General features: G+C 28.5%; 23 protein-coding genes. 3 read left to right on the forward strand and 20 right to left on the reverse strand.

All coding sequences use genetic code 11. The features are described 5' to 3' along the window. Positions 1-19: 19 nt before the first annotated feature. The 7 genes from BG_RS00455 to murI all read right to left on the reverse strand — a co-directional run bounded on the left by BG_RS00455 (position 20) and on the right by murI (position 7521). Positions 20-1747: a V-type ATP synthase subunit A gene (locus BG_RS00455; RefSeq protein ID WP_011193447.1), complete on the reverse strand. Its 1728-nt coding sequence runs from the start codon at positions 1745-1747 to the stop codon at positions 20-22. Positions 1748-1760: 13 nt separating this feature from the next. Continuing rightward, positions 1761-2306 (reverse strand): hypothetical protein, encoded by a 546-nt coding sequence (locus tag BG_RS00460; protein ID WP_011193448.1) that lies wholly within the window; start codon positions 2304-2306, stop codon positions 1761-1763. A 9-nt stretch (positions 2307-2315) separates the two neighbouring features. Continuing rightward, positions 2316-2915, reverse strand: a complete 600-nt coding sequence (locus BG_RS00465) for a V-type ATP synthase subunit E (RefSeq protein WP_011193449.1) — start codon at positions 2913-2915, stop codon at positions 2316-2318. A gap of 185 nt (positions 2916-3100) precedes the next feature. After that, positions 3101-3487 carry a hypothetical protein gene (locus tag BG_RS00470; protein WP_011193450.1) on the reverse strand — a complete coding sequence of 129 codons (387 nt, stop codon included), beginning with the start codon at positions 3485-3487 and terminating at the stop codon, positions 3101-3103. Positions 3488-3492: 5 nt separating this feature from the next. Continuing rightward, positions 3493-5829, reverse strand: a complete 2337-nt coding sequence (locus BG_RS00475) for an endonuclease MutS2 (RefSeq protein ID WP_011193451.1) — start codon at positions 5827-5829, stop codon at positions 3493-3495. Continuing rightward, positions 5819-6742, reverse strand: a complete 924-nt coding sequence (rsgA, locus tag BG_RS00480) for a ribosome small subunit-dependent GTPase A (protein ID WP_011193452.1) — start codon at positions 6740-6742, stop codon at positions 5819-5821. Before rsgA ends, BG_RS00475 begins: the two co-directional genes overlap by 11 nt. After that, the gene (murI, locus tag BG_RS00485; protein ID WP_011193453.1) at positions 6739-7521 is read right to left on the reverse strand and encodes a glutamate racemase; all 783 of its coding nucleotides are present in this window, start codon (positions 7519-7521) and stop codon (positions 6739-6741) included. The genes rsgA and murI overlap by 4 nt, the downstream gene beginning before the upstream one ends. 162 nt (positions 7522-7683) lie before the next feature. Here murI and asnS point away from each other — a divergent pair, with 162 nt between their 5' ends. Together asnS and BG_RS00495 are read left to right on the forward strand one after the other, a co-directional pair. Continuing rightward, positions 7684-9072, forward strand: a complete 1389-nt coding sequence (asnS, locus tag BG_RS00490; RefSeq protein WP_011193454.1) for an asparagine--tRNA ligase — start codon at positions 7684-7686, stop codon at positions 9070-9072. A 14-nt stretch (positions 9073-9086) separates the two neighbouring features. Beyond that, on the forward strand, positions 9087-9608 hold the full coding sequence (locus tag BG_RS00495) for a hypothetical protein (RefSeq protein ID WP_011193455.1): 522 nt from the start codon (positions 9087-9089) through the stop codon (positions 9606-9608). Here the strand turns inward: BG_RS00495 and BG_RS00500 are convergent. The 7 genes from BG_RS00500 to BG_RS00530 all read right to left on the reverse strand — a co-directional run bounded on the left by BG_RS00500 (position 9605) and on the right by BG_RS00530 (position 17035). After that, a complete protein-coding gene (locus tag BG_RS00500; RefSeq protein WP_004792163.1) occupies positions 9605-10201 on the reverse strand; it encodes a phosphoribosyltransferase in 597 nt (198 codons plus the stop codon). The genes BG_RS00495 and BG_RS00500 overlap by 4 nt on opposite strands. A gap of 187 nt (positions 10202-10388) precedes the next feature. Beyond that, the gene (gene htrA / locus BG_RS00505; protein WP_011193456.1) at positions 10389-11813 is read right to left on the reverse strand and encodes a DegQ family serine endoprotease HtrA; all 1425 of its coding nucleotides are present in this window, start codon (positions 11811-11813) and stop codon (positions 10389-10391) included. Positions 11814-11883: 70 nt separating this feature from the next. Continuing rightward, the gene (gene map / locus BG_RS00510) at positions 11884-12639 is read right to left on the reverse strand and encodes a type I methionyl aminopeptidase (protein ID WP_011193457.1); all 756 of its coding nucleotides are present in this window, start codon (positions 12637-12639) and stop codon (positions 11884-11886) included. Next, positions 12632-14299, reverse strand: coding sequence for a tetratricopeptide repeat protein (locus BG_RS00515; RefSeq protein ID WP_011193458.1), 1668 nt, complete (start codon positions 14297-14299; stop codon positions 12632-12634). The genes map and BG_RS00515 overlap by 8 nt, the downstream gene beginning before the upstream one ends. Next, positions 14286-14714: a transcription antitermination factor NusB gene (nusB, locus tag BG_RS00520; protein WP_011193459.1), complete on the reverse strand. Its 429-nt coding sequence runs from the start codon at positions 14712-14714 to the stop codon at positions 14286-14288. The genes BG_RS00515 and nusB overlap by 14 nt, the downstream gene beginning before the upstream one ends. A 37-nt stretch (positions 14715-14751) precedes the next feature. After that, positions 14752-15762 carry a peptidylprolyl isomerase gene (locus tag BG_RS00525; protein WP_011193460.1) on the reverse strand — a complete coding sequence of 337 codons (1011 nt, stop codon included), beginning with the start codon at positions 15760-15762 and terminating at the stop codon, positions 14752-14754. A 79-nt stretch (positions 15763-15841) separates the two neighbouring features. Further along, complete coding sequence (locus BG_RS00530) at positions 15842-17035, reverse strand: acetyl-CoA C-acyltransferase (protein ID WP_011193461.1); 1194 nt, start codon at positions 17033-17035, stop codon at positions 15842-15844. Positions 17036-17177: 142 nt separating this feature from the next. On the opposite strand from BG_RS00530, the gene BG_RS00535 reads away from it, so the two are divergent. Beyond that, the gene (locus BG_RS00535) at positions 17178-18542 is read left to right on the forward strand and encodes a hypothetical protein (RefSeq protein WP_011193462.1); all 1365 of its coding nucleotides are present in this window, start codon (positions 17178-17180) and stop codon (positions 18540-18542) included. A gap of 10 nt (positions 18543-18552) precedes the next feature. Here the strand turns inward: BG_RS00535 and dnaB are convergent, their stop codons facing one another. The 6 genes from dnaB to BG_RS00565 form a co-directional block, all read right to left on the reverse strand. Beyond that, positions 18553-19920: a replicative DNA helicase gene (gene dnaB, locus BG_RS00540; RefSeq protein ID WP_011193463.1), complete on the reverse strand. Its 1368-nt coding sequence runs from the start codon at positions 19918-19920 to the stop codon at positions 18553-18555. A 24-nt stretch (positions 19921-19944) separates the two neighbouring features. After that, positions 19945-20445, reverse strand: coding sequence for a 50S ribosomal protein L9 (gene rplI, locus BG_RS00545; protein ID WP_011193464.1), 501 nt, complete (start codon positions 20443-20445; stop codon positions 19945-19947). A 16-nt stretch (positions 20446-20461) separates the two neighbouring features. Continuing rightward, on the reverse strand, positions 20462-20752 hold the full coding sequence (gene rpsR, locus BG_RS00550) for a 30S ribosomal protein S18 (protein ID WP_011193465.1): 291 nt from the start codon (positions 20750-20752) through the stop codon (positions 20462-20464). Between the two features lie 14 nt (positions 20753-20766). After that, positions 20767-21216 carry a single-stranded DNA-binding protein gene (locus BG_RS00555; RefSeq protein ID WP_011193466.1) on the reverse strand — a complete coding sequence of 150 codons (450 nt, stop codon included), beginning with the start codon at positions 21214-21216 and terminating at the stop codon, positions 20767-20769. 11 nt (positions 21217-21227) lie between these two features. Further along, positions 21228-21647 (reverse strand): 30S ribosomal protein S6, encoded by a 420-nt coding sequence (rpsF, locus tag BG_RS00560; RefSeq protein WP_011193467.1) that lies wholly within the window; start codon positions 21645-21647, stop codon positions 21228-21230. A gap of 143 nt (positions 21648-21790) precedes the next feature. After that, on the reverse strand, positions 21791-23485 hold the full coding sequence (locus tag BG_RS00565) for a PTS transporter subunit EIIC (protein WP_011193468.1): 1695 nt from the start codon (positions 23483-23485) through the stop codon (positions 21791-21793). Positions 23486-23682 lie beyond the last annotated feature (197 nt).

Genomic DNA, 23682 nt, shown 5'->3' on the forward strand with positions numbered 1-23682 from the left:
ATATATTTCTCCAAACCCCTTAAATTACCTTTTTTAAATTTACTAATTCACTCAAAGCCTGCTCCAATTTATTAAATTTATAATCTTTAAAAGAAGAAAGATTCATGTCTAAAAGATTTTGCCTTAATTCATTCATAAAATCTCTTGCTTGAAGCTTATCAGAAAACTCAAAGTTGGTTTTAAGAATGTTATAAACTATATCAAACATATAATTTTGACGCTCTGAACTAACAGCAGCATCAACAGAATCAAATGAATTTTGTTGCAAATAACACGAATCAAGCAGTTCAGATTTTAAATAAATTAAAAAATCTTCACTACTTATACCCTCTTCCCCAACAACTTTCATCATTTGATTAATTTCGTTACCTTTTACTAAAAAAGATCTTGCATATTCTGCCTTTTTAGAATCAATAACACCTTTATATTTACTCCAAGATTCAAGAGGGCTAATAGCTGGAAATTTCCTAGCATCAGACCTTTCTCTTGTAAGTCCATGGAATGCTCCTACAACCTTCAAGGTTGCTTGAGTAACTGGCTCTTCAAAATTACCACCAGCAGGACTTACAGAACCACCAACTGTTACAGATCCAATATCGCCATTATTAAGAACTACAATGCCTGCCCTTTCATAAAAGGAAGCAATAACAGACTCAAGATAAGCTGGAAAAGCCTCCTCGCCAGGAATTTCTTCAAGGCGACCAGACATTTCTCTCATAGCCTGAGCCCATCTTGAAGTTGAATCTGCTAAAAGAAGAATATCAAGACCCATCTGCCTATAATATTCACCAATAGTAATAGCGGTATAAACAGAGGCTTCTCTAGCTGCAACTGGCATAGAACTTGTATTACAAATAATACAAGTTCTATCCATCAAAGATTTACCAGTTTTTGGATCTATCAACTCAGGGAACTCCTTAAGAGTTTCTACCACCTCTCCTGCTCGTTCACCACAAGCTGCAATAATCACTATATCAACATCAGCATTTCGACTTGTAACTTGCTGAAGAACTGTTTTTCCAGCTCCAAAAGGACCTGGAATACAAAAAGTTCCTCCTTTGGCAACTGGAAAAAATGTATCTATAATTCTAGTTTGAGTCAACATAGGCTCGCTAGGAATAAGTCGTTCCTTATAATTAGTAATAGGAATTTTAACAGGCCAATGAAAAGACATTGTAATACTATGCTTCATGCCAGAATCATCTTCAATTACAGCAATTTGCTCATCAATCGAATAGTTTCCATCATTTACAATCTCTACAATTTTATAAGAATCTCTTTTATAAAATGGAATCATTATTTGATGGTGGACAGTTCCTTCAATTACAAAGCCTAAAAAATCTCCTGCAATAACACTATCTCCAACTTTAGCAGTTTTTTTAAAATTCCATTTCTTATCTTTATTCAAGGGTCTTAAATAAACTCCCCTTTCTAAAAAAAATCCACATTGAATAGCCAGTTCAGGCAAAGGATTTTGAAGCCCATCATACACTTGGGTTAAAAGACCTGGTCCCAATTCAACTGTTAAAAGCTTGTCTGTAAATTCAACTACATCTCCAACAGATATCCCTTTTGTCAATTCAAAAACTTGTGCATCAACTTCATTGCCCCTAACGCGAATTATTTCTGCTTTTAAATTTCTACCAGCAGTTTTTATAAATAAAACTTCATTCATAGAAACTGAACCTTCCACCTCAATAGTAACTAAGTTACCATTCACTCCAACGACTTTTCCTTTTGTCTTCATTGAAATTCCTTTTCTAAACTTTTTCACTAGTTTTATCAATTAAATTTTGACAAATATTGTCAAAATTTTGAATACCCAATTTTTCTTTAAATAAATTATGCCTTAAAAATAACCTTAACTTTAAAAAGTAAATTATTACTTTCTCAAAATCAAATTCATGCCCAATCTCAAGATCAGTCAAAAATTGCCACTTAAGAAGGTCAACACTTAATTCTATTTCAAAAGAATTTTCTTTCAAACAAATATTTCTTAAAATACTTAGATAATAACTCGAGTAATAAGCAGATTCTAAATAAAAATCCTTAGACAGCCCCAATTTTTCTGCCCTTAAAACTGCAAGCGTATATCTTATTGTATCTTCAAAATCAAGAAAAAGATCAAAAACTCTTGATTCGCCTTTAGCTACCTTAAATTCTAGCAAGCCTTTTAAAAAATTAAAGTCCTTTTTGCTTAAAGAAATTTCAACATTATTCAAAAAATCTGAAACACTATAATTTTTTAAAGATTTTAAATCAATATAAGGCAAAGAAGATAAAACATAATAATATGAATCCAACACAAAAGTCTCCTAGACCACTTTTATAACTTCCTTAAATCTTGGATTAAGATAATCAAAAAGAATGTCTGCAATAGTTTCTACTGAAAAATCATACTGCAAACCAGTATTCTTTTTTTGAATCTTAAATCCTTTGCTTATACCTTTGAAAGGTTTAATTTCTATCCCTTCCTTAAGCTTATTTCCAAGTTTTAGTCTTAATATCTGTTCTAAGCCAGAAAAATCAGATTCATTTAACTGAATAACCAATTTTTCTTCTTTAATCCAAGAATCCGTTATTTTAATTATAAGCTCTGATAAAAAATCATTATCACTAAAAACTTCCGCCACATTATCTTTTAAAGTATTTTCAAAAAGAGATTTAAGATTCTTCTCAACTCCAATAATTAAATCTCTGATTGCCTGACGAGAAGCTTCAAGGGCATGACGTTTATAATCATTAATTTCTTTTTCTGATTTTGCCTTTAATGCCCCGACAGCTTCTTCTGCTCTAGCAACTATTTCTTCTGCCTCTTTTTTAGCCTTAAAAATAATATCATTAGATATTCGCTCAGCTTCTTCAAGTCCATCTTTTTTAATTTTATTTATCAGATCCTTTACTTCAAATTGCATTAAAACTCCTTATTATACAATATAAAAATAATAACTTAGCACTTGTTGCAAACAAAACTTTAAAAAAGTATACAATAATTCTTAGTATCAAAAACTTTATAATATTAATAAGACATATCAAATTAGCACAATAATACTTCTTCAAAGAATATATTCATTCTCAATTATTATAAATAACAAAACCATTAAAAAAATTGCCCAATAATTTTATAAACATTGCCATCAAGCACTATATCGATATTTTTGCTTGGAAATTTATTTTTAAGCCCTTCTTTAAAGATTTCAATACCTCTTCTATTTATCTTATTCCAAAATTCATCATCAACAAAATTTAAAGTCAATATTTCAATAATAATCAAATAACCTCTTCCAAACTTGGATCCATATCCTGATGTAAAAGTTGTTGTAACACTAAAAAGACCATCCAATAAACCGTTTGCAGCCTTCCCTCTAAAAGGTCTATTAGGATGAATATCATAAGAATTGCCAAATTCATCTTCAAGCACAAAATCAACATCAAGACAAATGTGAAACAATATATTTTCAAATTCATTAAATTTTGCTATATTCACTTAAATTAAATCTCAACTATAGTTTTTCCAGCTCCTCCATCACTAGGATGAGCAAAATAATATTTTTTAATAAACTTTAACTCTTTTAACAAATTATGAACTTCCCTCATAAGATGACCCTCCCCTTTTCCATGAATAATCTCAAATTTATTAATGCCATTTAATATAATATTATCTATTTTCTTATTCAAAAAGTCTAGAGCATCAATAGACCTCATACCCCTAATATCAATAGTAAAGCTTAACAAGTTTTCCTTATTATAATCAATTGAGAAACTGAAATTTTTATCACCCTCTTTTTTATGCTCTGTAAAGTTTTCTAAAGATATCTCCGAGTTAGAAACACTAACATTAAAAGCACCTACATTAACAGTAATCTTTTTTTTAGAAATTCCAACTATTTTCCCTTTTGCATTAGAATTAACTATTCTAACCCTGTCTCCTATTTTAAAATCTGTCGCTATATTTCTCTTACTATTAAGAGAATTTACTTTATTTAACTTAAAGTCTATATTTTTTTCTAAATCTGATATAAAAGCTTTATTCTTTTCAACATTAACATTACCCTCTTTTATTTCTCTAACTAAATTTTCCAAAACTTTTCTTGAATTTTTTAAAAATTCATTCTGCTCATTTAAAAGCTCTGTTTCAATATTTTTTTCCTTTAATAAAAGATCTTGATAAATATTTTCTACTTCTTTTTCTCGTAATTCTATTTGGATTAATTTCTTATTCATGCTTTCTTTAATTGAAAGCAAATCTTTCTCTTTCTCTACTAATCTTTCTAAAATTTTATTAACTTCTGTTTTTTGAGATGAATAAATTTCATTAGCACGAATTACTATACTCCTGTCAATCAAAAACCTACTGGCAACATTAAACGCATAACTTTCACCGGGAATGGAAAAAATTAAATTATAATTAGGTTCCATCGTCTCTAAATCCATCCGCATAGAAGCATTAATAACGCCTTCATGAGTATATGCAAAATATTTAAGAGCATTATAATGAGTTGATATTAAAACATAAGAATTAATATTAATTAAATATTCAAGAATTGAAATAGCAAGCGCTTGACTTTGATCAATGTCTGTACCTGAGCAAAATTCATCAAATATTACAAGACTTTTTTTTGTAGTATGTTTTAGAATATAAGAAATATTACTCATATGGCTTGAAAAAGTTGAAAGAGAATTAGAAATTGACTGATCATCTCCAATGTCAATAAAAATGTTATCAAAAATTTTAAAAGTACTAGATTCGCTAACAACAATAGGAATCCCAAATTGAAACATTGCACTAAGCAGTCCAATTGTCTTTAAAGTTACCGTTTTCCCACCAGCATTAGGACCAGTAATGATTACAATACGATTCTCAGCAGGGGTAAAAGTTATTGCCTTTGAATCCTTTAGTAAAGGATGATGAGCATCAAAAATATTTAATACATTTGAAATTTCAGGAAATATTCCCTTAGTTTTGATTCCATAAAGCGCTCGTGCTTTTAAAGAATCATAATACAAAAAATTATTATAAAGATTATCTAAAAGAAGAACGTTCTTATGAACTTTACTAGAAAGATTTTGTAAAATTTTTAAAATTATTCTTTTTTTTTCTAAATCTAAATAATTTAACTTATTGTTATAATTTACAATATCATTTGGTTCAATATAAAATGTTTCACCTGATGATGAAACAGAAATAACATTTCCCTTAATTTTACCTTTAAAATTAGATTTAAGAGCAAGAGTATATTTATTCGATTTATAATAAACAATATTAGAAGCCAAATATTCTAAATTTAAGCTAATTACTCTTTTTATCTGCTTTTCAACTTGTCTATTTAAATTTTTAATTTCAAATTCAATCGAATCATACTCTTTTACAACACCACTTTTCAATTCAAGAGTATCAACATCTATATATTCTTTCAATTCACTAAGCAAATTTTTTAGCTCTGGACTTAAAAATAATAAATCGGATAAAATCTGAACATTAAGATTTTTGATATCGCTATTTTTATGTAAAAATAAATTTATTCTCAAAACCTCATCTAAAAATCCCATAATATCTCTCAAATTTTCAATAGAAGCCCTTGAATTTTCTTTTGATAATAATGAAATGGAATATTCTAAGCTATTTATAAAAGAATTCGGATATCCTTTACAACTCTCAAAAAGCATTTTAATGATATTTACAAAGGAAAACATTTTCTCCAAACTTTCCCTTGTTTTTAATATTTCTTGATTATTTAGTAAATTAACGGTGTCTGGATTAGAAACATATTTAGATACTAAAGATAAAATTTCATAAAAGTCAATATTTTTAAAATATTTATTTTGCATAATTTTTATAATTTTTTAGCTCTGACAAAATCTTTAAATAACTTTCGTATCTGGGTTTAGAAATACCATTGCCTAAAGAATTCGTAACAGAACAATGAGGCTCGCTAACATGTAAGCAAGATTTATATTTACAAAAACTAGCAAAATTTTCAAACTCTTTAAAATAATACTTAAGATTTTCAAAAGGTAATGTTTCAACTCCAAACTCCTTTATTCCGGGCGTATCAACTATTATCCAGTTCTCAGAATGAAATGATATTGAATAAACAGTAGTATGTTTTCCCCTAGAATACTTCTCTGAAATTTCATTTACTGATTGAGAAGCTCTTGAATCAATCAAATTTATTAAAGAAGATTTACCAACACCAGATTGGCCAATAAAGGAAGTTCTTGAATTTCTTAAAATCTCTTTTACTTCTTTAATGCCCTCAAAAGTTTTAACAGAGGTTTTTAAAACCCTGTATCCTAGATTTTTATAAATTTCAGAAAATTCTTCAACCCTCTGGCTTATTCCTTTATCAATTTTATTAATCACAATAACAGGAACAATATTTTGCTCTTCTGCAACAACAAGGACTCTGTCGATAAAAAAATTTTTCATCTCAGGAAAGTTAGCAGAATTTACAATTAAAACATTGTCAACATTAGAAACAATTGCTTGCCTAAGATCTACTTTTCTGTTATAACGCCAAAGAATATTTTTCCTACTTACTCGCTTATCAATATATACTTTACGAGAACCATAAACATACCCTAAAACTATATCCCCTGGAACTAAAGGACTATACTCCTTACAGCCTGTTTCTAATATCTTACCCTTAAAAATTCCTTCATAAATTAATTTACTCTTAAGTTCTAAAATAGAATATATATTATTAACTCCCCAAATAACCTCAAATTCAAGATAATTCAAACTATCGTTCCTTTAAAGTGGAGATTATATTTCTTGCAAAAATTTTGATAAAAAGTCAAATTTTCATTTTTAGTCAAATAAAACTCATCTACAAGGTCAACATCATTTTTATAATAGCTGTCTTTATATTGAGGAAAATTAATTGATCTAATAAGACTTTGTACCACTAATTCACGATTCTCATAAACAGGAATTTTTAAGAAATCTTCTATCATTGCCTTAAGATGCAAATAATGAGTGCACCCAAGAAAAACAATTTCTCTACCGGTGTTTACAACTTCAAATTTCAAGGCTTCCAAACATCTAATAGCATCTTTTCTGTACTTCTCTCCATATTCAACAAAATTAACAAGCTCTCCAGCAGCTTTTATAATTAAATCATTATGCATATTCACTTGATCTTTAACAAATTTGCTTTCAAGGGTAGTATTTGTTGCAATCAAAAGAACTCTTTTTAAAACAAGATCTGAAATTGAACTTACCTCTGGCAAAGTATAGACTACTGGAAAAATAAAATTTAATTTATTGTATACACTAACAGAAATTGTATTGCAAGCCAAAATTAATGCACTAATATTATAGATTTTGTTAAGTTTCTCAATTAAATACAAAACTGCTTCTAAAAGATATTCTGAACTCTTTTCTCCATAAGGAAAATTTTTATTGTCGGCAACATAAACATATTGGTATCCGTCCATTTTATTTTTAATATATTTAAAATAAGAAAGTCCCCCTATTCCTGAATCAAAAACAATTATTACTTCTTTGAAATTTTTCATTACAAAATAATAATCACCCCTAAAAAATAAAGTATAAATATTAACAAAGTTAATTTCAAGAATTAAAATAATAAAAATTGTTGAATGTTTTTTTAAAAAAGGTTTTAAGGTATAATAAAATTGATTTAGTAATATTAATAAGTATTTAAGGTGATAAATAAAATGTTTTCAAGCATTAAAGATATTTTAGAAAATCCAATTTTAAACAGCAATGTTACAATAAACGGCTGGATTAGAACTAAGAGAAGTAATGGTAAGATTGGATTTATAGAAATTAATGATGGCTCAACGCTTAAAGGAATTCAAGCTGTCATAAATGAAGAAGAAAATCAATTTACTGAAAAAGATCTGAAAAAACTAACAACAGGGGCAAGTATATCGTTAACGGGCCTATTAGTGGAAAGTCCTGCAAAAGGACAAAATTATGAAATAAAAATATATAGTTTTAATGTAATCGGAGAAGCAGATTCAAAAACTTACCCATTGCAAAAAAAGAGACATACTTTTGAATTCTTAAGAGAAATACCTCATTTAAGAATAAGAACCAATACATTTGGAGCCATTGCTAGGGTAAGAAATAAAATTTCATACAAGATTCATGAATATTTCCAAAAAAATGGTTTTTTTTATATTAATACACCAATAATTACATCAAATGATGGGGAAGGTGCTGGGGAAATGTTTAGAGTTTCCACACTAAAATTTAATAAACCAAACAATTCGCTTAGCAATATTGATTTCAAGGACGATTTTTTTGGAAAAGAAGCTTTTCTCTCTGTCACCGGTCAATTGCACGGAGAAGCGTATGCAATGGCTTTATCTAAAATATATACATTCGGACCAACATTTCGAGCAGAAAATTCTAACACCACACGCCACGCTTCAGAATTTTGGATGATAGAACCGGAAATGGCTTTTTACAAGCTTAACGACAATATTAGCCTAGCAGAAGATCTCTTAAAATACCTTTTAAGTTCAATTTTAAACGAATGCTCACAAGATATGGATTTCTTAGAAAATTACATTGAAAAAGGTTTAATTAAAAAACTAGAAAACGTAATAAATTCCAATTTTGAAGTTATTACCTATACTAAAGCAATTGAAATTCTTGAAAGTTCAAAAAAAAATTTTGAAATAAAACCTTGCTGGGGAATAGATTTGCAAACAGATCACGAAAGATACTTAACAGAGGAGATTTTTAAAAAACCAATAGCAGTCATTGATTATCCAAAAAATTTCAAAGCATTTTACATGAAAATAAACAAAGACAATAAAACCGTCAAAGGAATGGACATACTTGTTCCAAGAATTGGAGAGATTATAGGAGGAAGCGAAAGAGAAGATGACTTGCAAAAATTAGAAAATAGAATAAAAGAATTAAACCTAAACATTGAGCATCTAAACTGGTATCTTGATCTAAGAAGATTTGGTTCTACTCCCCATTCTGGTTTTGGACTTGGACTTGAAAGATTGGTGCAATACACAACGGGAATATCTAATATAAGAGATTCAATACCATTCCCAAGAACTCCTAAAAATCTTTATTTTTAATAAAATAAAAGGAAATGAGATTAATAAAACTCTACAAATTAATGCTACTCTTTCTTTTTTTAACAAGATTATTTCCAGTAAAAGATGAAAAATCAAACAATAAATTAGAATTATTTTCAAACGTAGAAACAAAAATCAAAAAAAAATCTAAAACTTACGATTTAAATTCAAACTTCAAAAAGGCCAAAAAAAAATCGGTTTTTAAAAAAGATACAAACAACGCAAAAAACATAAATTCTAATATATACATACAAAAATCAAAGAAAATTAATTATCCTGACAGGAATTTAAGCAATAACATAAATCAAAAAACCACAAATAATAGAAATTTTAAAACAAATCATTATGTTAAAGTTTATCCTAGCTATAAAAATGATAACTTTGAAGCAATTAAAAATATTAATAAGTATCCAATTAAAACCGAAAAAACTCATCTGCTAATAGGCCCAATATTAAAAGATAATCTAGGAATAATAATTAAAATGGTAAAAACAAAGGGATACACTTTAATAGAATATATAGAAAGCAATAATTAAGATTTGTTTTTTGCCAAAAATTTTAAAACCTCATTAAGTTCATCATCTATATATCTAAAACTATTCTTATATTCACTTTCATTCAATCCTGTAAGCTCATGATTTCCATAATGAATCCAAGTATTTAATTCTTCTTGGTTAGTATATTTATTAACATAATAATCAGGAATATAATCTACAAATCCATGATCCTTATAATCGTAAACTGCTATTTTAACATTTTTATTTTCTATACCCTTTTTTAAAACCTCACCTCTTAAATAAACAATAGTACGACCCGTATCAAAAATATCATCAACAAACAAAACTTTATCGCCTGCCCTTAAATATTTTGGATCATAGGTCCAACCATCTATCATTATCTTTTTTTGCTGCTCATTAAAAATATCATAAGATCTGGCAACAACAGCGGCATATAAAAGGGGTTTATCTGCTTTTACAAATTTAAAAAATTCGCTAATAATATTTCCAAGATAGGCTCCCCCTCTCAAAGAAACATACATAATGTCTGGAATAAATCCATCTTTATAAATTTTATAAGCAAGCTTAAACCCATTAATTCTTATCTCTTCATAAGAAATATATTTTTTCATAATTTAAACTTATTCCTTCCCAATAATAATAATAATAAATTATATTAAATCAAAATATTTTAGTTGTAAATTAACACATAAATATTTACACAAAATAAAAAAATTACAATCTAAAACAAAGCTTAACAAATTATACATAAAACAAAAAAAGGGCTAAGACTAACTCTTAACCCAAAACTAAAATTTACTAAAACGAAATTTTAAAAGAATCATTTCCTCTTAAAATTTTATAAGTATTTTTTCCAATCTTAAGAGCATCATAAAATTCTCTTAAATTAGAAACACTTTGTGAATTTACAGAAAGAATCACATCTCCTGATTTCATCTTAATATTTGATGCTAAATTTTTATCAATATAATCAACAACAACGCCTTTAATCCAATTTCTTAAATTAAGCTGAGCTTTAATATCCTCAACTAATGGATACACAATAAAACCTGGAAGCATTTTGGAAGAAGAAAGTTCTTTATCCTTAGGTCTAACAGCAAGAACAATCTCAATATTTTTTTTGACATTACCTCTTAAAATTTCTACATTTACTTTCTCACCAGCATAAAAATCGCTAATATATGATGTAACATCTTGAAAAACACTCATAGAAACCCCATTAACCTTAACAATAATATCGCCTGCTTTAAGCCCTGACTTAACGGCAGGTGAACCTGGATAAAGAGAGGCAATAATTGCAGCTGAAACATCCTTACCTTCAACTCCTAAGCTTTTTAGTACTTCAGAATCTCTTGTCTTTAAAGGATAAAAAGAAATTCCAAGCCATGCTGATTCAATTTTTTTACCTTTAAGAAAAAAATCTACAGTACTTTTAATATTATTAACAGGAATTGCAAAACCTAACCCAATATTTCCTCCAGAATTTGAAGCTATCCAAGCATTAATTCCAATAACTTCACCTTTTATATTTACAAGAGGACCGCCTGAATTACCTCTGTTGATTGCAGCATCAGTTTGAATAAATAAATTCCTTGATTGTAAATTAGGATTTGCAGAGCGTTGTAATCCACTTACAATACCTGCTGTAACTGTAAAACTAAATTGAAAAGGACTACCTACTGCCATAACCCAATCACCTATTTCAAGCTTATCACTATCTCCAAGATCAGCTACTTTAATAGTTGCATCATCACTTTCAAAGCTAATAAGAGCAATATCTTTTTTTTCATCTTTGCCAATTAACTTAGCCTTGTGCTTTTTTTTATCATAAGACACAACTTCAAGTTCAGTTGCCTTATCTACTACATGACTATTTGTAACCACATAAAATAATGATTTTTTTTGAGAATCCCTACCAATTATTACTCCAGACCCTGCCCAATTGCTTTTTCTCTCAGAATCAAATTCTGGCATATCAAAAAAGAAAAATGGAATAGGAAAACTCTGTTTAATTACCCCGGTTGCATGAACTTCTACGGACGATGATAAAATTTTCTTGGAAACTTCCCTAAAAGAATCTTGTAAGGCTTGTACTGTATTGTCTTTTTCTTCTGCAAAAACAATATTGCTTCTATTAGAATCTAAGTAATGCATTCCAATAAAAAAACCAATACCTAAAGCCAAAAAACTGAGAATAAATCCAGAAAAAAACTTTTTTTCCACTTTTATAACCTCCACATAATTACTTAATTTATAAATAATATTTTAATATTTGATTAGATTAATTTAAAATTTAAACTTCACTTAAAATTAAAGGCAATCCATCAACAACAGCAACAGTGTGTTCAAAATGTGCAGAATAACTAAGATCAGATGCAAAAACAGTCCAACCATCACTTTTTATTGAAACCTTATGCCCCTTTAAGTTTACCATAGGCTCAATAGCCAAAACCATACCTTCCTGAATTCTAATATTTTTAAAAAAAGGGGCATAATAATTTGGAACACTTGGTTCTTCGTGAAGTTGAAATCCAACACCATGGCCCGTATATTCTCTAACTATTCCAAAACCAAATGGTTTTATATACTCTTCTATTGCTTTTGATATATTTAAAATTCTATTTCCCACTTTCATCTCAGCAATACCTTTGTAAAGAGAAGCATTTGTAACTTCTAAAAGTTTATCAATACTAGGGTCCACACTTCCCACTTTAAAAGTTTTTGCCATATCGCTATAAAACCCATCAAGAATGACCCCACAATCAATGCTAATAATATCCCCAGAAGCTAGTTTTCTTTTCCCAGGGATACCGTGAATAACCTCTTCATTAACAGATGCACAAATAGTGCCCTTAAACCCATGATATCCTTTAAAAGCTGGCTTAGCTCTATTTTTAATAATAAAATCATAGGCTATCAAATCAAGCTCCTTAGTGCTAATACCAGGAACAATATTTCTTTCGACTTCTAACAAAGTAAGCGCTAACAAGCGTGCTGAAGCTTTTATTTTTTTAATCTCATCTTTAGATTTCAATCTTAGTCTAGTCAAAATTCAACTTCCTTTCTCTAAGTGTATCTATCATATTTTTATAAAGCCTTCCTTGATCAGTTTTGCAGAAAGAATAAGAAGTTAAAATAGACTCTTTGCCTTTTTCCATTTTCCCCAAATAAAGATAATTAATTCCTTGTTTTAAGTAGATTTTTGATACAAGCTCACACTCATAATGGGTGCTAGCATCTTTATCATAAAAACTACTAGGCAATAAAGATACTCCTTTATTAAAATATCTTTCTGCTTCTTTATAATCTTTCTCAGAAAAGCTCAAAACTCCAAGATTATAATAAACTCCAAACATATATTTTTGGGATTTATTGTCAAAAATTACTCTCTTTGAACTAGTAAAATTTCTTTTAAGGAAATAATAATAAAATTTATAAAAATCATACCAATCTTGTTTATTTTCAGAAAAATTATAAATTTTAAAAAATAAATCCAAGTCTTTTAAATCTGAATAAAGCAACAAATTCCAAGCCAAAAATTGAGCAATCCTAGAATTGTACTCTGTTTTATAAAATAGTCGCCATAAATAAGATTTTTTTGCCTCATACTCAGAATTTGCATAATTTAACGCAAAATAAATTTTAAAAAATAAAGGATCTTCCTTGTAATTAGCTATAATTTCATTAGCTTTAAAATAATTTTTAATTCTAAAGTATATGTTTGCTAAATAATAACTTATTATCTTATTATCTTTAAACAGCTCATTAGCCTTATTTAAATAAGAAATTGCTTTTTTAAAATCATTCTCATTATTAGCTATAAGTGCAAGATTTAAATAAACAAGAACATTATAATCAGGAAATTTTGTATAAAGCTTTAAATATTCATTTTTAGCATTATTAATATCTCCTTTTTTAAAATAAGCATCAGCAAGCAAAAAAAGCAAAGTGGGATCATCTTCATTTTTAAAGAACTTAAGATTGGAAATTGTAAAATCTAAATCATTAAGATTGTATGAAATATATGCAAGCTCTTTGAAAAAGTTTTTGTCTTCTTTAATTTTAAAAAGTATACGCTTAGCAGCATCCATGTTTTTTTTCTCTATATATAAAAGCATTGCATTTACTAAAAATGCATTATTTTTAAGATTTAAACCTATCTCTTCAAAAACACGGGCATCCTTTTCCCTATATATTTTATCAATAAATTTGTTAAAATCTAAAACCTTATTATCCGCACTTAAATTTTTAATAAAAACTTCATCATAAAGACCCCGATACTCTTCATTATTTAAAAGATATTGATTTGCAATCTTATAAGCGTCTTTTAAAAGCCCAATTTTAAGCTTAGAATAAACTTCTAAAGCTCTTAGTTTTAAATTACCCGGCAAAACTTTAACGCTAAGATTTGTTACATCCACCATCAGATGATAGTCACCCGTATTTAAAGCCCAAACCTTAGCTCTTTTAATAAGAGATAGCCATTTAAATTCAGTATTAGCATAATATGATGAAAATCGTATTGCTTTTTTAGCATCAGCAAATTTTTTTTTATCGATATAAAAATCAATTCCTATAATAAGCTTGCTAAAATCTTTCTCGCCTCTCAAAAAATATAAAATATTGGGATTGAAATAGAAATAAAAACCACCTAAAAAAACCGATAATAAAAATAATAAAATGAACACTAAAGTTTTATTTTTTTTCAATACAATTCTCCATATTTTTCAATAAAGCATCAAGTATACCATTTATAAATTTGTCAGAGTTTTTACTGCCATATTTCTTGGCAATCAAAATTGCCTCATCAATTAAAGCACGCTTTGAATTTTCAAAATTTTGGAACTTCAAAGAATAGACGCCCATTCTAAGTATTGCAAGATCAACCTTATCCATTCGATCTAAAGACCAATTCCAAGAAATATCCTTAATCAAGCTATCAATATACTCTAAATTATTAAAAGTGCCATTTACCAAAGAAGAATAAAACGACTTAATAGATTCATTTTCTATATCTAATCCTTTATCCTCAATACTAAAAATATCAAAAATATCGTCCATTGCGCTTTGATTAATATCAATACTATAAATCTTTTGAAAAGCTAAAACTCTAACTTCATGCATTAAATCCATAACAAAATTATACAAATAAAAATATATTTTATTTTAGACTAGAATCCAAGATTTGTATATTTGCAGACTTGTTAAGCTTACTATACACATCTTGCTGCACTTCAACGACAATTTGCTGTTGCTGAATATTAATCATGTTATTTCTTATTGCATCTTTGACAATCAAATCTGTAGTAGGCGATACTTTGTCATTCAAGCCTAAAAATCTCTGAGCATATTTTTCTGTAACTTTGATAATATGAAATCCTTCCTTTGAAGCAATAGGCGAAGATATATCACCCTTATTGAAATTAAAAACCTCTTTAATAAAATCAGCTCCAAGAAGATTTTGAGCATTTTGATCACCCCTTGACAAAAAACCAAGATCGCCATTTTTAGCTTTAGAAGACTCATCATTTGAATATTTTCTTACAGCCTCTTCAAAAGTAATTTTTTTTGATCTTATTTGGCTTAAAATATTTTTAGCTTGATCTAAAACATCTGATCTTTTTTTATCCTTAGTAGAAAAAAATACATGACTAACTCTTGAAATATCGGGATTTACAAATTTAGTTTTATTAGCCTCATAATACTCAACAATTTCTTTCTCACTAGGAGTTTTAACTTCAGAAAATCTGGGCTGAGATTGCTTTAAAACAAGTTTTTGAGAAGATAAAGATCTTTTCATTGAAGCCAAAAGCTCACCCCAATTTGTCCCTTGTTTTTCTATCATTTGCTTAATTTGCTCATCAGTAAGATTTACAAGTCCAAATTGAGTTCTAATTGTTTGCATAACCTCATCATCTGAAATTTTAATTCCCTGCTTTGAAGCCTCTTGGCTAAAAAGAACATCTGCTATTAAAACTTGCAAAACTTGCTTTTTCTCAGCAGCAGTTAAGTCTCGGCCTTGGGTCTTTTTAAATATATCAACCTTAGAATCAAAACCAGTTTTAGTAATAATTTCATTTTTATATAAATTAATAATAGCAACAGGAGTATTTTGAGCAAAAGAGTTAATCCCCATAATTCCCAATATTACCAAAAATAAAAAACTCTTCATAAAATAACCTCTTATTAAAGAATCACTTACCCACTAATTTAACAAAATTTTACATTTAAATCTAGTTAATAAAACATTTTCATCTATACAAAAAACTAGAAATTCCTTGTCCACCGCCAACACAAACAGATGCTATTCCTTTTGTTTTATTCTTCATTTTCATAGAACGAGCAAGTGTTAATAAAATTCTTGAACCACTAACCGCAAATGGATGCCCCAAAGCAATAGCACCACCATTTACATTGATAATATCGCTAGCTATATTGTATTTTTTAAACAAGGCCTTTTCAATGCTTAATGCTTGAGCTGCAAATGCTTCATTCACCTCAATCAAGTCTATTTCGCTAGGGTTTAAACTTAATTTACTAATAATGCCTTCAATGGCCATATAAGCTCCAAAACCCATATAAAGCGGACTAAGCCCTACGCTTTCAAACCCCCCAATATAAGCCAATGGCATTACCCCTAAGCTTTTTACTCTTTCCTCACTTGCTAAAATTAAAAAACAAGCCCCATCATTTAAACTAGAAGAATTTCCGGCAGTTACTGTGCCTGATTCTTTAAAAACAGGATTAAGAGATGCTAGCTTATTTAGAGTTAAATTATCTCTTATTTCCTCATCACTTGAGACAATCCTACTAGAATTAGTCTTCTTATCAAGAATAGTCAAAGGATGAATTTCATCTTCAAAATATCCAAGTTCTCTTGCCTTTAATGCCTTTACATGAGAATTATATGCAAATTCATCTTGCATCTCTCTTGTTATTTTATATTTTTCTGAAAGATTTTCCGCCGTAAGTCCCATAGAAATAAAATTTAGAGAATCTATTAAGGCATCTTTTTGAATTGAATCTTCAATTCCAAAATTACCAAATTTAAGACCGTCAAATCTAACCTTTCTGGGCAATAAATAAGGAGAATTGGTTAGATCTTCCATCCCTCCAGCTAAAACAATATCATTGTTTCCAAGAACAATAGAATTAAATGCAAGCTCCAAAGCTTTAAGACCAGAGCCACAAACTTTATTGACGCTAAATGCAGGCACATTATCGCCCAAACTAGACTTTAAAGCAATTTGCCTTGCAATATTTTGGCCAAGTCCTGAAGATATTACATTCCCAACAATGACCTCATCCACTTCGCATAAATTATTTCTTTTAAGTAAAGCTTTAACAACTTTTGAAGATTCATCAATAATATCCAAGCCCTTAAAAGAACCTCCAAACTTGGTATTGGGCATTCTAAGTCCATCAATAATAGCTACCTTTTTCATCAAAACTACTCCTAAAGTCTTATTGAACTCCATTGAATTATACAATACAATAGCTAACTATAAAAACTAAGTTTATTAAATAAAAAATAAACTACTTAACCTGAATTATTTAATAAATAAGCTAAAATGCTATAATTTTGAAATGCACTTTAAAAAAATACTTTTAATAATATTTATAATTTCTACTTTAAAAGCTTATTCTTATAATTATGCAATCCAATTCAAAAATGAAGGTATTGACAAATATTATTTTGAAATATTAAATGATGGATTTGGATTTTCATTAAGCAATTTTTTTGATGATTTAAGAAGTGGTTCTCTGATTTTCACCTATGCTTCAAAATACAATTTTATAATAAATTTAGAAGCACACATGTTAACTTTTAGAGGCTATAAAGATTATCCAAAATCTTTAATTAGTAGAACAGACTTAATTGAAATAGGTTTCATGTATTACTTTCCAATCTTATTGCTAATTAATGGTAAAAATTTTGGAGAAATAGACTTGGGGATTGGAATTAAAAACTTATTATTTGGAGACTGGGGGGGACACTTAATGCAAAGTATAATTCACATCATTTTAAATCAACATCGCCCAATTCCAAGTATAAGAAGCTACGATGGCTACAATTACAGAGGATTTTTAAGCTTTGCCCTAAATTACTCTTACATGAATTTTTTCAATTTAGAAAATTATATAGATTTGTCTTATTTTGCAGATTATTTTATCAAAAACAGCATTGGAATTACCTTAAAAAATGAAAATATTGGATTTGATATAAAACTTTACACTCAAATTCAAAATCAAATTAAAAACCTTAAAACATATTCAAAAATACAAGAAGCAGAAACGGGAATTGGAATAAATTATCAATTTTACTCTAAAAATTTTTTCATAAGAAATGATTTAAACATTAAAAATTTTTCAACCAAAGAAAATTTCTTAAGCGTTGGGGGATTTGGAATAATTATTGCACCTGAAGAACATACAAAAATATCAGAATCGAAAAATGAATTTAATATTATGAGTAATAATTTTTACTTTGGATTTGATATTATGATCCCATTTAAAATAAGAAATTCAATATTTTATAAAATAAATGAAAACATTAACCATTACTTTTCAATATCAACAAATTATTACACTAATTATAATGAAAATAATAGCTTTACAAATCAATTATCATCGGGTATTATGTATGAATTTTTACCGCAAAAAACATTTAATCCTTACATCATTTCAGGATTATTTTTAGCCTATAATCAAAATAATAAAGATATTAAAAGTATCTTTAGACCAATAAGAATAAAAAACGTTATTCAAGCTGGAATTGAAAATGAATTAGGATTTTTGTTCAAAATGTTTAAATACCACAACACTGACTATATTTTCAAAATATATTCAAAAGTAAGCTATGTTCCTTTAGCTTATAATCTAGATGAAAAAAAATTAGAAAAACATTCTATTAACTTTAATTATTTAGGAATTGGAGTAGTCGTTAAATAACAACATTAAATTAATACTGATGGTCTTTGTTAACAAACTTAGTAATGTGCGGTAAAAATAATATATCTGCCCTACCTGTAGGGCCATTTCTATGTTTTGCTACAATAACCTTGGTTTCTATTGGCTCTATCTCATCAGAAGACTCAAATTTAAAATCCTTATCTCTATGAAGTAAAATTACAATATCAGCATCTTGCTCTAATGCTCCAGATTCCCTTAGACTAGCAAGATTGGGTTCACGCCCTTCTGTATCTCTTGTAAGCTGAGATAATGCAATAATAGGAATTTCAAGCTCTCTAGCAAGCTCTTTAAGAGATTTGCTAATCGAAGCAACTTGTTCATGCCTTGGAAGGTTTTTTGTTTCAAAAGAAATTAGACTAATATAATCAACAAATATTATATCTATACCATAAAATCGCTTAAGCTTTCTAGCTTGAGTTGCTAATGTTAGTAAACTAATATTAGGAGTATCTTCAATATAAAGTTCAGAATCACTAATTTCATTTACAATATCATTTAATGATTTTATCTCCTGTCCAGATAAAATACTATTTTGAACTTTAAAGCTATCAATACAAGATTGAGACGATATTATTCTTTTTATTAAAGCATCCGCTGTCATTTCAAGAGAAAAAAATCCTACTTTTTTCTTTCCTTCCTTTCTTAATGCTATAGCAGACGCAATATTTAAAGCAAATGCCGTTTTACCAATACTAGGACGAGCACCAACTATAATAAAATCGCTATTTCTAAACCCTCCAATAAGAGAATCGACCTTTCTAAAACCACTTGGAATGCCAAAATTTGCCTCCTTTTTCTTCATACTGCGTTCATATATTTCATTATGAACACGTTCTGCAATAATTTTAGCATGATAGAGGTTTTTGCTAGAATAATCCAACTCAATTGAAAGAATTTTTTGTTGAGATTCTTCAACAATCTCATTAATAGTTTTTGTAGAGTCATTTATATAGTCGTTAAGTTCCTTAGAAACATTTAAAATGCTTCTACGAACACTCTGTTCTTTTACAATTTTTGCATAAACATTTATAGTTCTATCTGTTGGTAAATAAACTGAAAGTGAATCTAAATAATCTGGCAAATTGATTAAATCTTTTTTAATCAAAAGCTGTGTTTTTGAAACATGTTTAGATACTTCTTCAAAAACGGTAATAGGATCAATATTTTCCCTTTTTTCATAAAGAGAAACCATTGCTTTAAAAATCAACTTATGAGTTTCATTATAAAAATCATCAGCTCTTACATGAAAAGCAATTTGCTCTAACTTATCTGAATTATAAAATATACTAGAAATTACCGCTTTTTCTGCACCATCATTAAAAAGAAGCGCAGAATTTGAAAAAGCTGCTAAAGCCACAAACTACACCCCATCTCTTTCAACTTACTCATCTACCTTATTTAACTTTTTATTCAAAGACTTTTTATCCTCTTGTTTTTTTTCTTTTTTGATCTCTACTTTAATAATAGCGCTAATGCCTTCATAAAGTTTAACTGTCACATCATAAGTTCCAAAAGCCTTTAAAGTTCCATGATGTATATCTATCTTTTTTCTCTCTATATCAAAACCAAGTTTTAAAAGTTCCTCGGCAATATTCAAGCTGTTAATGCTATGAAACAATTTGCCAGAATCATTGGATTTCATAAAAAATTCTAATTTAACAAGATCAAGCTTAGATTTAAGATCGTTGGCAATTTGTTTTTTTGTTTCTTGCTTTTTTAATATTGATCTTTTTTTTTGATTAAAAATCTCAACATTATGTTTATTTGAAAAAACTGCAAAACCTTTCGGTAGCAAATAATTTCTTGCAAATCCGTCCTTTACCTCTACGGTATCTCCTTCTCTTCCTAGATTAGTAAAATCTTCCTTTAAAATCACTTTCATAATTACCCCTAAATAACTATTTTTTTACAAAAGGCAACAAAGCCATATATCTTGCCCGTTTAACTTCTAATGCCAAACGCCTTTGATGCTTGGCAGAAGTTCCAGTAATTCTTTTGGGTAAAATCTTACCTTGCTCGGTAATAAACTTTTTAAGAAAATCAAAATCTTTATAATCAGGATGTTTACCAGAATCACAAAACTTACATGACTTTCTCTTAAAAAATCTGAAATTTGAATTTTTTTTAAAACCATCCTGCTGATTTTCAAATCTTGAATCTCTTTGATTTACATCTCTATCTTTATACATAAACTTAAACTCCATTAAAAAGGTATATCTTCATTAAATTTATCATCAACAATATCAATATTCTTAATTGCATCTTCTCTTTTATGACTTGCCAAATTATTAACATCTGAATCTTGCATTTGAAAAGCATTAGAGCCTGAACTAAACATTTGCAAATTATCTACAAATATATTAATCTTACTCCTCTTGTCACCAGTATTCTTATCTTGCCAGCTTTCATATTTAAGAGACCCACTTACCACAACTTGTTTACCCTTTTTCAAATACTCATTAAGACTTTCAGCTCTTTTTGAAAAAATAACACAATCAAAATATTGTGGATAATCAATCCATTCGTCATTTTTCTTCATTCTTCTATTATTAGCTAAAGAAAACCTGAGAATAGCCATGCCACTTTCTGTATAAGAAAGCTCAGAATCTCTTGTAAGCCTGCCAGACAATACTAATGAATTAATATCAGCCATTAAAAACCCTCTTATTTTTCCTGAATATCTGTGCTTTCAGAACCTGTTGGCGTTTCGATTTTAGAGCCACCTTTAAAACTTTCTTTGTCAACATTGTCTCTAAATTCCCTAAAATTTCTTCTCTTAATTTTTTTAGTATTGATCTTTCTAACTATTTTGACCAAAATCATATACCTAAGCAAGTTTTTAATTAGCTTAAGCCTTGATTCAAGTTCTTTTAAATTATTACCTTCCATGCTAAATTCTATTATTTCATAACGACCCCTAGCTTGCTTTTTGATAGGATATTCTAAGGCTCTCTCTCCAATAAAATTGCTAACAATATCAATTGCGCCAAAAAATTCTAAAGATTTTCTAACCTCTTCTAAAGAACATTTATACTCAATTTCTTCACTTTTAAACAAAAAACATGCCTCATATCTTTTAATCATTACTAAAACTCCTTATGGTCTATCGCATTGCAAAATATGCAACAAAGGCTACTTAGTTAGTATATAAAAGAGATTAATTTTTTTCAACAATAAAAACTTTATTTATAAAATAGAAGAAGGCAACTAAAACATAATCTAAACTCTTAATCTTCTTCTAATTCGCTAAGCTTATAAGTTTTTCCCGATTTGCCCTGCTTTTCAAGTTTTTTATCTTCTTTCATTTCAATATAAGTCTTAAGGCCTTTTTTTACATTATCAACTGCAACCATAACACTAGCTTCAAAAAGACTTTTTGGAGAATAGGTATCAATAGCCTTTTTAATATAATATGAATTAGATCCATAAAAAAGTTGCACTTTGCCATTAACAAGCCCTATCTTAAGAACTCCAGCCTCTTTTAGCAAATCATTATCAATAAGCTCAGTATTAACAACATCTACATGCAATCTTGTAGAACAAACATCAATCTTTTTAATATTATCAAATCCACCAAGACCTTGAATTAAAAGATGAGCAATACCAAGACTCTCTAGCTTGCCTTCTTGACCTTCGAAAAATGGATCGTCTGCAACAAATATCTGAAAATCAAAATATCTATAAAGCCAACTAAAAGTAAAATAATAAAGAGCAAAAAAGATTACTCCTAAAGGTACTATACTAATCCAATTTGTTCTAGAATTTCCTTGAAGTATTCCAAACATAAAAAAATCCAAAAATCCAGTAGAAAAGGTATTGCCAATCCTAACATCAAAAAAATTAGCAAACAATAATGCAAATCCAGAATAAATGGCATGAACAAAATAAAGCAAAGGCGCCGTGAAAATAAATAAAAATTCTAAAGGTTCGGTTATTCCTGTCAAAAAAGCCGTCAAAGCGCCGGAAAAAAGAAGCGCTGCAACCTTACTTTTATCTTCATGAACAATTCCTTTGTAAACCCCTAATGCTGCTCCAGGTAGTCCGAACATGATAGAGAGATAAAATCCGCTACTAATCTTAGCAAGGCCTGGTGAAAATTTAGCAAGCGATGGGTCTAATAACTGCGCATGAAATATATTCTTAATACCTCTAAAGGTATTGCCATTAATTGTCTCCACTCCACCTAAAGAAGTAAACTCAAAAGGAAAAGATAAAATAGAATGCAATCCCAAAGGCAATAAAAGTCTATTTAAAAATCCATAAAGGAAACTGCCAAAATGTTCAAATCTAAAAACAAACAAACCTAAAGATGCAATTAACTTGTCAACACTTGACCAAATCAAACAAAAACATATAGCCAAAATAACACAAAAAGGCAAAACTATTACTATGGGCGCAAAATGGCACTCTGAAAAAAAAACAAAAGCCTTTGGCAGCTTCATATTATAAAATTTGTTATGCAAATAACCAACCAAAAGCCCTACCGCCAAAGAACCTGCAATTCCCGTATTTAAAGTTTGAACACCGAGAAAATTTATACGCCCCACAGAAGACATCGCTTCTGCTTCAACAAGTCCTGAAAAAGTCTCAATAAAATAATTTCCAGTAATATTAAATGTCAAATAACCAACAAGACCCCCTAAAGCAGCTGTTCCTTGCCCAATTCTTGCAACTCCAATAGAAATCCCAACAGAAAAAATCAAAGGCATATTGAGAAGAATAGCATTACCTATAGCCTTCATTAAACCTAAAACATCTTGAAAAAAGAATTTATCAACATAAACAATATTAGAAGGATTTGAAAATACAGATCCAATGCCAATCAATAAACATGAAACTGGTAGAATAGAAATAGGCACCCGTAGTGCTTTAGAAAATTTTTGCAAACTTGAAAAGTTAATTATTTTAATAAAATTAATCATGCTAAGCCTCTCCAATGCTAATTTCAGTAAACACTATTTATTATAAAGCTTTTTTTACAAAAAAAAACTTTACTCATGAAACAATCTAAATAATAAGATTGGATAAATCAAATAAGATTAATTTAATCTTGAGAAAAACTAACAATTAAAGTAATGTATTATATATTTTTTATAAATAAATGATCAAACGGAGGCAA

It is taken from the genome of Borreliella bavariensis PBi (genome assembly GCF_000196215.1).
Lineage (GTDB): Bacteria > Spirochaetota > Spirochaetia > Borreliales > Borreliaceae > Borreliella > Borreliella garinii.

Coding starts and splice junctions, on each gene's coding strand:
- BG_RS00495 (WP_011193455.1), top strand. CDS start 9,087: ATGAGATTAATAAAACTCTACAAATTAATGCTACTCTTTCTTTTTTTA.
- BG_RS00555 (WP_011193466.1), bottom strand. CDS start 21,216: ATGGCTGATATTAATTCATTAGTATTGTCTGGCAGGCTTACAAGAGAT.
- BG_RS00465 (WP_011193449.1), bottom strand. CDS start 2,915: ATGCAATTTGAAGTAAAGGATCTGATAAATAAAATTAAAAAAGATGGA.
- rpsR (WP_011193465.1), bottom strand. CDS start 20,752: ATGTATAAAGATAGAGATGTAAATCAAAGAGATTCAAGATTTGAAAAT.
- BG_RS00500 (WP_004792163.1), bottom strand. CDS start 10,201: ATGAAAAAATATATTTCTTATGAAGAGATAAGAATTAATGGGTTTAAG.
- BG_RS00535 (WP_011193462.1), top strand. CDS start 17,178: ATGCACTTTAAAAAAATACTTTTAATAATATTTATAATTTCTACTTTA.
- BG_RS00455 (WP_011193447.1), bottom strand. CDS start 1,747: ATGAAGACAAAAGGAAAAGTCGTTGGAGTGAATGGTAACTTAGTTACT.
- BG_RS00530 (WP_011193461.1), bottom strand. CDS start 17,035: ATGAAAAAGGTAGCTATTATTGATGGACTTAGAATGCCCAATACCAAG.
- murI (WP_011193453.1), bottom strand. CDS start 7,521: ATGAAAAATTTCAAAGAAGTAATAATTGTTTTTGATTCAGGAATAGGG.
- BG_RS00525 (WP_011193460.1), bottom strand. CDS start 15,762: ATGAAGAGTTTTTTATTTTTGGTAATATTGGGAATTATGGGGATTAAC.
- BG_RS00565 (WP_011193468.1), bottom strand. CDS start 23,485: ATGATTAATTTTATTAAAATAATTAACTTTTCAAGTTTGCAAAAATTT.
- rpsF (WP_011193467.1), bottom strand. CDS start 21,647: ATGATTAAAAGATATGAGGCATGTTTTTTGTTTAAAAGTGAAGAAATT.
- BG_RS00475 (WP_011193451.1), bottom strand. CDS start 5,829: ATGCAAAATAAATATTTTAAAAATATTGACTTTTATGAAATTTTATCT.
- nusB (WP_011193459.1), bottom strand. CDS start 14,714: ATGCATGAAGTTAGAGTTTTAGCTTTTCAAAAGATTTATAGTATTGAT.
- asnS (WP_011193454.1), top strand. CDS start 7,684: ATGTTTTCAAGCATTAAAGATATTTTAGAAAATCCAATTTTAAACAGC.
- rplI (WP_011193464.1), bottom strand. CDS start 20,445: ATGAAAGTGATTTTAAAGGAAGATTTTACTAATCTAGGAAGAGAAGGA.